Source organism: Streptococcus sp. 79 (genome assembly GCF_013277425.1).
Lineage (GTDB): Bacteria > Bacillota > Bacilli > Lactobacillales > Streptococcaceae > Streptococcus > Streptococcus pseudopneumoniae.
The window spans coordinates 20,518-27,795 of sequence record NZ_VMMW01000084.1 but is presented as its reverse complement, the minus strand read 5'-3'; the positions used below and the strand labels follow the sequence as shown (position 1 = coordinate 27,795).

Sequence of the window (7,278 nt, the reverse complement as noted above, 5' to 3'; positions counted from 1 at the left end):
TGTTTTGAGGTTGTGGATGGAACTGACGAAGTCAGCTTAAAACACTGTTTTGAGGTTGTGGATGGAACTGACGAAGTCAGTAACCATACCCATGGCAAGGCGAAGCTGACGTTGTTTGAAGAGATTTTCGAAGAGTATAAGCATTTTACTGAAATTTTATCTTACCCTCTAGGATGGCAAATGACATTCCCTATCAAAAATGGTAAAATAAGAAAAAATAATCCGAGAATCGAGGAATTAAGATGCAAGAAAAGATTTTGCTAACGGGTGGAGCAGGTTTTATCGGAACCCACACTGTTATTGAGTTAATCCAAGCAGGTCATCAGGTTGTTGTGGTGGATAACCTTGTCAACAGCAATCGCAAAAGTTTAGAAGTTGTTGAGAGAATTACAGGAGTTGAAGTACCTTTCTATGAGGCAGATATCCGTGATATAGATACTCTTCGTGACATTTTCAAACAAGAAGAACCAACAGGGGTCATTCACTTTGCTGGCTTGAAGGCTGTTGGAGAATCTACTCGTATTCCTCTTGCCTACTATGACAACAATATAGCAGGAACTCTTAGCCTTTTGAAAGCCATGGAAGAAGCCAACTGTAAAAACATTATTTTCAGTTCTTCTGCGACAGTTTACGGGGATCCGCACACAGTGCCCATCTTGGAAGATTTTCCACTTTCAGTGACCAATCCATATGGCCGCACTAAGCTTATGCTTGAGAAAATTTTGACGGATATCTACAAGGCAGATTCAGAATGGAATGTGGTCTTGCTTCGTTACTTTAACCCAATCGGAGCCCATGAGAGTGGAGATTTGGGAGAAAATCCAAATGGTATTCCAAACAATCTCTTGCCATATGTGACTCAAGTAGCTGTTGGGAAATTAGAGCAAGTGCAAGTGTTTGGAGACGATTACGATACCGAAGATGGAACTGGTGTTCGTGACTATATCCACGTTGTCGATTTGGCTAAAGGTCACGTCGCAGCTCTGAAAAAAATCCAAAAAGGTTCAGGCCTAAACGTTTATAACCTTGGAACAGGTAAAGGCTACTCAGTTCTTGAAATTATCCAAAATATGGAAAAAGCAGTGGGACGCCCAATTCCTTACCGCATCGTAGACCGTCGCCCAGGGGATATCGCAGCCTGCTATTCAGATCCTGCAAAAGCCAAAGCAGAACTGGGCTGGGAAGCAGAACTCGGCATCACCCAAATGTGTGAAGATACATGGCGTTGGCAAAGCAAGCATCCAAATGGATTCGAAGACTAAGATGGTGATATCAATCATTGTCCCCTGTTTAAACGAAGAGGAAGTACTTCCTCTTTTTTATCAGGCTCTGGAAGCTCTGATTCCTGACTTGGAAACAGAAATCGAGTATGTCTTTGTCGATGATGGATCAAGTGATGGAACCTTGGAACTCTTAAAGGCCTATCGGGAACAAAATCCGGTAGTACATTATATTTCTTTCTCACGAAATTTTGGTAAAGAAGCAGCACTGTATGCAGGTTTACAATATGCGACAGGAGATTTGGTGGTGGTGATGGATGCAGATCTCCAGGATCCTCCTAGTATGTTGCTAGAGATGAAAAATTTACTAGACCAAAATGCAGACTTGGACTGCGTAGGAACACGGAGAACTAGTCGGGAGGGAGAACCCTTCTTTCGCAGTTTCTGTGCTAATCTCTTTTACCGCCTCATGCAAAAAATTAGCCCAGTAGCCTTGCCCTCAGGTGTTCGTGATTTTCGTATGATGAGACGGTCTGTAGTCGATGCTATTTTAAGTTTGACCGAGTCCAATCGTTTTTCTAAGGGACTATTTGCCTGGGTCGGCTTTAAAACCCACTATCTGGACTATCCAAATGTCGAAAGGCAGGCTGGCAAGACCAGTTGGAGTTTTAGGCAACTCTTTTTCTACTCTATTGAAGGGATTGTTAACTTTTCAGATTTTCCCTTGATTATAGCCTTTGTAGCTGGTCTCCTATCTTGTTTTATTTCTCTGCTTATGACCTTTTTTGTCGTGGTTCGAACCCTCATTTTGGGCAATTCGACATCTGGTTGGACCTCTCTGATGGCTGTTATTCTCTTTCTTGGAGGCATTCAACTCTTGACTATTGGGATTCTCGGTAAATATATCAGTAAGATTTATTTGGAGACTAAAAAAAGACCACTTTATCTTATCAAAGAAAAAAGTTATCATAGATCATGAAAAAGTAGGAATTATCTGGCGCAGTCACTTTTTTGTAATTATAATTCTTTTGGTCTGGAACTTGAGTGATTTTTAAAAAAATTAGGGATTTGACATGATATAAATGAACTATGTGGAATAAATTTACTGCAAAGACGATAACTTAATAAATAAAACATTCAGGAGGGTTATTTTATGCTAAGTAAAGAGGATTATACTGAAGAAATCGGGCTAATAAAGAAACAAAATTATGTAGAGGTTGAACTGTATCCTTTAGTTGCTGATATAATTAAGCCAACTTTAAAAGATAGTTTATCAAAAAGATATGTCTTCGGAAGACAAAGAAGGGGTTTGGGACAAATTTATTATGGTCTAAGTAATTTTCCTGATATAGTTATTTTAGATAAGACTTATGAAAACAAATCTAGGAAAAGTATAAAAATTGAAGAATGGAAGGAACTTCGAGGATGCGTGGAAGTTAAGAATTTAAATTATAGTTTAATTACAGAGGAAAAAATCAAATCAACCATATCGAACAGTTTTGAACATATAACTGGAGAGATGGGACAACTTATTGGAGACCTTTTATGGTATAAAAAAGTAATTTATACAAATGGAATTGAATGGAGATTTCTAAGTTTAGATGACAAGGAAGAGATAGATAATACAATTGTTGAAGTAGTTAACAAAAGAATAGAAACAGAAGAAGCGGGAAATTCTTTTGATTGGTGGAAGAATATTAAAGATTTATCGTTCAATTATACGGATATATGCCTATCTAAAGATTGTAGACGAGAGTGGAATGAATTTGTAAAAAGGGTAAAGGAAATAGAATGGTAGAAGTCTATTCTCATTGAGGAATTTAGATTATAAGTTGCAGTAAGATTTATCTGGAGACTAAAAAAAGACCACTTTATCTCGTTAAAGAAAAAAGTGATCTTCCTGATTTTACAGAAAAAAATAAAGTGAAAAGACTATAATTTTACATGGAAATATGCTAAACTAGAAAGAGTGAAACGTTCTTGTCAATTTACTATGAGAGATTAGTGTTGATTTTTAATCAAGGCACGTGTCGGACAGTTTTTAACAGCCTCTAAGACATCCTGACTAGGAGAAATTTCTTTTTCCAGTTGGTCAGGATTATCGTAAAAACGCACGATTCCATTATCGTGGTAATCAAATAAGTCAGAATAAGTTTGGCAAAGCCCACAGGCGATGCATCGTTCAGGTATAAGTGTGATTTTCATGTTCATATTTATATTGTAATAAGAAAAGTAAAAAAAAACAAGGAGTAAGGTATGGCAAAAGAACCGTGGCAAGAAGATATTTATGATCAAGAAGAAGCAAGAGCAGAGCGTCGGCATCGAAACCACGGAGGGGCTGATAGGATGGCTAATCGTATTTTGACGATCCTAGCTAGTATTTTCTTTGTAATTGTGGTGGTGATGGTCATCGTTCTCATCTATCTATCATCGGGGGGGAGTAATCGCACAGCAGCCTTAAAAGACTTTCATGATTCTGATGCAAGTGTAGTACAAATCTCATCTTCAAGCAGTTCTCAGCCTGAGCAGAGTTCAGAGCCAGAATCTACTTCTAGTAGTTCAGAAGAAGCTGCTAATCCTGAAGGAACGATTAAAGTTCTCGCAGGAGAAGGGGAAGCAGCTATTGCCGCTCGTGCAGGAATCTCCATTGCTCAGTTAGAGGCCTTGAATCCTGGGCACATGGCTACAGGATCTTGGTTTGCTAATCCAGGTGATGTTATAAAAATAAAATAGGAGCCGATATGAAAACAATTCAAATTGCTATTGATGGTCCTGCTTCCAGCGGTAAGAGTACGGTCGCAAAGATTATTGCTAAGGATTTTGGATTCACCTACCTTGATACAGGAGCTATGTATCGTGCAGCGACCTATATGGCTCTTAAGAACCAATTAGGAGTTGAAGAAGTCGAAGCCCTTCTAACCTTGTTGGACCAGCATCCAATCAGCTTTGGACGTTCAGAAACTGGAGACCAGCTTGTTTTTGTAGGAGATGTGGATATTACCCATCCTATCCGTGAAAATGAAGTGACCAATCATGTTTCTGCTATTGCAGCAATTCCTCAAGTGCGTGAGAAACTAGTTTCTCTCCAACAAGAAATTGCCCAGCAAGGTGGGATTGTCATGGATGGTCGCGATATTGGAACTGTTGTATTGCCACAAGCAGAATTGAAAATTTTCCTAGTAGCTTCTGTTGATGAGAGAGCAGGGCGCCGTTACAAGGAAAATATTGCCAAGGGAATTGAAACAGACCTTGAAACCCTAAAAAAGGAAATTGCTGCGCGTGACTATAAGGATAGTCATCGGGAGACTTCTCCTCTTAAACAAGCAGAGGACGCTGTCTATCTTGATACAACTGGCTTGAACATTCAAGAAGTAGTTGAAAAAATCAAATCAGAAGCTGAAAAAAGAATGTAAATGTAGAAAAGCCGATAGATGGATATCGGTTTTTTTCTAAATTTGTCAAAATGCTGATTTTAGGGTATAATAGTTGCTGTTCGAGAAATTTTGATTTTCAAAGAATAGTGAATGATGATAAGGAGAAACTATGAACAATTTACCAAATTGTCCAAAATGTAACTCAGAGTATGTCTACGAAGACGGTGCCCTACTGGTTTGCCCAGAGTGTGCTCATGAGTGGAATCCTGCTGAAGTTGCAGAAGCAGAAGAAGGTCTTGTCGCTATCGATGCCAACGGAAATAAATTGGCTGATGGTGATACAGTAACTCTCATCAAGGACTTGAAAGTAAAAGGTGCGCCAAAAGATTTGAAACAAGGGACGCGCGTGAAAAATATCCGCATCGTAGAAGGCGACCACAATATCGACTGTAAGATTGATGGTTTTGGTGCCATGAAACTTAAATCAGAGTTTGTGAGGAAGATTTAAGCATGTCAAAACACTATAAACTTGTATTTTATAGCCGTATCTTCTTGTTTCTAGCGGCTTTTACGGGAGTTTATCTTGAAATTACTAAGCATGGTGGTTTTGGGATGCTTCTCTATTACACGGTTCTGTCCAACCTCTTGGTAACTATTTTTACCCTTTATCTTCTAAAGGTTATGAGCCGTGTAGGTGAAAATTGGCAAAGGCCAAGTCTCTTGCGCTTAAAAGGTGGGGTCACCATGAGTATCATGATTACCTGTGTGATTTACCATTTCCTCTTGGCGCCCATTGCGACTAATTTCTATACCCTAGAAAATTTCCTTTGCCACTATATCGTTCCCATCTGGTTTTTAGCGGATACCCTCTTTTTTGACAAACAGGGTCAATATAAGATTTGGGATCCAGCAGTGTGGACCATTTTACCCTTGCTGTATATGATGTTTGCTCTTTTTAATGGCTTGGTTCTAAAACTCAATATTCCAAATGCCAAGGATAATCCTTTCCCTTACTTCTTTTTAAATGTGAACAAGGGTTGGGATGTCGTATTCAAGTGGTGTCTGATTATCTTTGTTGCCTATATGGTAGCAGGATTTATCTTCTACTTTATTAAGCAAATCAAGAGAAAGTCATTCTAATACTCTTCGAAAATCTCTTCAAACCACGTCAGTTTCCATCTGCAACCTCAACACACTGTTTTGAGCAGCCTGCGGCTAGCTTCCTAGTTTGCTCTTTGATTTTCATTGAGTATAAGACACAAGGGATTCATTTTCGAGTTTGAGAAGGAGTCTGTGTACCAATGAGGCTTCTTCTTTTCTTGCTTTTTTGATAACTATCAAAAAAGTAGAAGATTAAGAGAAATATAGAAAGAGATTTCATGAAACAATTTTTAGAACGGGCCAGCATTTTGGCTCTCTCCCTCGTTTTGATTACCTCCTTTTCCATTTCGAGTGCCCTACCAGCCATGTTTGACTATTATCAGGGTTATTCTAAGGAACAAATTGAGCTCTTGGTGAGCTTGCCTTCCTTTGGAATCATGATGATGTTACTGCTAAATGGTTTCTTAGAAAAAATATTTCCTGAGCGCTTACAGATTAGTTTGGGCTTGCTGATTTTATCATTGAGCGGTACAGCTCCCTTCTGGTACCAAGCCTATTCCTTTGTCTTTGGAACACGGCTTCTTTTTGGTTTAGGTGTTGGGATGATCAATGCCAAGGCCATTTCTATTATCAGTGAACGCTATCAAGGAAAAAGGCGAATTCAGATGTTAGGGCTACGCGCTTCTGCAGAGGTCGTTGGAGCTTCTCTCATTACCTTGGCCGTCGGTCAGTTGTTGGCCTTTGGTTGGACAGCTATCTTTCTAGCCTATAGTGCTGGATTTTTGGTGCTGCCCCTTTATCTGCTCTTTGTCCCTTATGGAAAATCAAAGAAAGAAGTCAAGAAAAGAGCGAAGGAAGCAAGTCGTTTAACTCGAGAAATGAAAGGCTTGATTTTTACCCTAGCTATCGAAGCGGCAGCTGTAGTTTGTACCAATACAGCTATTACCATCCGTATTCCAAGTTTGATGGTGGAAAGAGGATTGGGGGATGCCCAGTTATCTAGTTTTGTTCTTAGTCTCATGCAGTTAATCGGGATTGTGGCTGGAGTGAGTTTTTCTTTCTTGATTTCTATCTTTAAAGAGAAACTGCTCCTCTGGTCTGGTATTACATTTGGCTTGGGGCAAATCGTGATTGCCTTGTCTCCATCCTTGTGGGTGGTAGTAGCAGGAAGTGTTCTGGCTGGATTTGCCTATAGTGTAGTCTTGACGACGGTCTTTCAACTTGTCTCTGAACGAATTCCAGCTAAACTCCTCAATCAAGCAACTTCATTTGCTGTATTAGGCTGTAGTTTCGGAGCCTTTACGACCCCATTCGTTCTAGGTGCAATTGGCTTACTAACTCACAATGGGATGTTGGTCTTTAGTATCTTAGGAGGTTGGTTGATTGTAATCTCTATCTTTGTCATGTACCTACTTCAGAAGAGAGCTTAGGATTGATTCCTAAGTTTTTCTTTTGATACTCAATGAAAATCAAAGAGCATAGTTGATTGAGTTTGGAATAGTACGCTGTAGCTGCTAAAATATTTCTAGAAATTAATTTGACTTTCCTAATAGAATTATTCATATCTTATTTCAATCTACTAT

9 protein-coding genes and 3 pseudogenes are annotated in these 7,278 nt (G+C 39.2%); 11 read left to right on the top strand and 1 reads right to left on the bottom strand.

What is annotated here, in order from left to right:
• From HT729_RS09915 to HT729_RS09895, 6 genes and pseudogenes are all read left to right on the top strand, one after another.
• On the top strand, window positions 1-264 hold a 264-nt coding region (locus tag HT729_RS09915; RefSeq protein WP_172931976.1), incomplete at its 5' end, for a hypothetical protein.
• On the top strand, window positions 243-1,262 hold the full coding sequence (gene galE, locus HT729_RS09910) for a UDP-glucose 4-epimerase GalE (protein WP_172931979.1): 1,020 nt from the start codon (window positions 243-245) through the stop codon (window positions 1,260-1,262). The genes HT729_RS09915 and galE, both read left to right, overlap by 22 nt.
• Window positions 1,246-1,824, top strand: a pseudogene (locus HT729_RS12620) (glycosyltransferase family 2 protein); the annotation flags it as partial. The gene galE and the pseudogene HT729_RS12620, both read left to right, overlap by 17 nt.
• Before the next feature lie 183 nt (window positions 1,825-2,007).
• Window positions 2,008-2,199 (top strand): annotated as a pseudogene (locus tag HT729_RS12615) (glycosyltransferase); the annotation flags it as partial.
• Window positions 2,200-2,373: 174 nt separating this feature from the next.
• Window positions 2,374-3,018, top strand: a complete 645-nt coding sequence (locus HT729_RS09900; RefSeq protein ID WP_000949237.1) for a hypothetical protein — start codon at window positions 2,374-2,376, stop codon at window positions 3,016-3,018.
• A gap of 38 nt (window positions 3,019-3,056) precedes the next feature.
• Window positions 3,057-3,158 (top strand): annotated as a pseudogene (locus HT729_RS09895) (group 2 glycosyl transferase); the annotation flags it as partial.
• A gap of 63 nt (window positions 3,159-3,221) precedes the next feature.
• Here HT729_RS09895 and HT729_RS09890 read toward each other — a convergent pair.
• Window positions 3,222-3,425, bottom strand: coding sequence for a ferredoxin (locus HT729_RS09890; RefSeq protein WP_172925684.1), 204 nt, complete (start codon window positions 3,423-3,425; stop codon window positions 3,222-3,224).
• 51 nt (window positions 3,426-3,476) lie between these two features.
• Here HT729_RS09890 and HT729_RS09885 point away from each other — a divergent pair, with 51 nt between their 5' ends.
• The 5 genes from HT729_RS09885 to HT729_RS09865 all read left to right on the top strand — a co-directional run bounded on the left by HT729_RS09885 (window position 3,477) and on the right by HT729_RS09865 (window position 7,125).
• A complete protein-coding gene (locus HT729_RS09885; RefSeq protein ID WP_001040899.1) occupies window positions 3,477-3,953 on the top strand; it encodes an SAG1386/EF1546 family surface-associated protein in 477 nt (158 codons plus the stop codon).
• An 8-nt stretch (window positions 3,954-3,961) separates the two neighbouring features.
• Window positions 3,962-4,633 (top strand): (d)CMP kinase, encoded by a 672-nt coding sequence (gene cmk / locus HT729_RS09880; protein ID WP_000849384.1) that lies wholly within the window; start codon window positions 3,962-3,964, stop codon window positions 4,631-4,633.
• 130 nt (window positions 4,634-4,763) lie between these two features.
• Window positions 4,764-5,102: a zinc ribbon domain-containing protein YjdM gene (locus HT729_RS09875; protein ID WP_001061585.1), complete on the top strand. Its 339-nt coding sequence runs from the start codon at window positions 4,764-4,766 to the stop codon at window positions 5,100-5,102.
• A gap of 2 nt (window positions 5,103-5,104) precedes the next feature.
• Window positions 5,105-5,734 (top strand): Pr6Pr family membrane protein, encoded by a 630-nt coding sequence (locus tag HT729_RS09870; RefSeq protein ID WP_000033949.1) that lies wholly within the window; start codon window positions 5,105-5,107, stop codon window positions 5,732-5,734.
• Window positions 5,735-5,973: 239 nt separating this feature from the next.
• Window positions 5,974-7,125 carry an MFS transporter gene (locus HT729_RS09865; protein ID WP_138703593.1) on the top strand — a complete coding sequence of 384 codons (1,152 nt, stop codon included), beginning with the start codon at window positions 5,974-5,976 and terminating at the stop codon, window positions 7,123-7,125.
• The last annotated feature ends 153 nt before the right edge of the window (window positions 7,126-7,278 follow it).

Coding starts and splice junctions, on each gene's coding strand:
- HT729_RS09900 (WP_000949237.1), top strand. CDS start 2,374: ATGCTAAGTAAAGAGGATTATACTGAAGAAATCGGGCTAATAAAGAAA.
- HT729_RS09865 (WP_138703593.1), top strand. CDS start 5,974: ATGAAACAATTTTTAGAACGGGCCAGCATTTTGGCTCTCTCCCTCGTT.
- HT729_RS09885 (WP_001040899.1), top strand. CDS start 3,477: ATGGCAAAAGAACCGTGGCAAGAAGATATTTATGATCAAGAAGAAGCA.
- HT729_RS09890 (WP_172925684.1), bottom strand. CDS start 3,425: ATGAAAATCACACTTATACCTGAACGATGCATCGCCTGTGGGCTTTGC.
- cmk (WP_000849384.1), top strand. CDS start 3,962: ATGAAAACAATTCAAATTGCTATTGATGGTCCTGCTTCCAGCGGTAAG.
- HT729_RS09870 (WP_000033949.1), top strand. CDS start 5,105: ATGTCAAAACACTATAAACTTGTATTTTATAGCCGTATCTTCTTGTTT.
- HT729_RS09875 (WP_001061585.1), top strand. CDS start 4,764: ATGAACAATTTACCAAATTGTCCAAAATGTAACTCAGAGTATGTCTAC.
- galE (WP_172931979.1), top strand. CDS start 243: ATGCAAGAAAAGATTTTGCTAACGGGTGGAGCAGGTTTTATCGGAACC.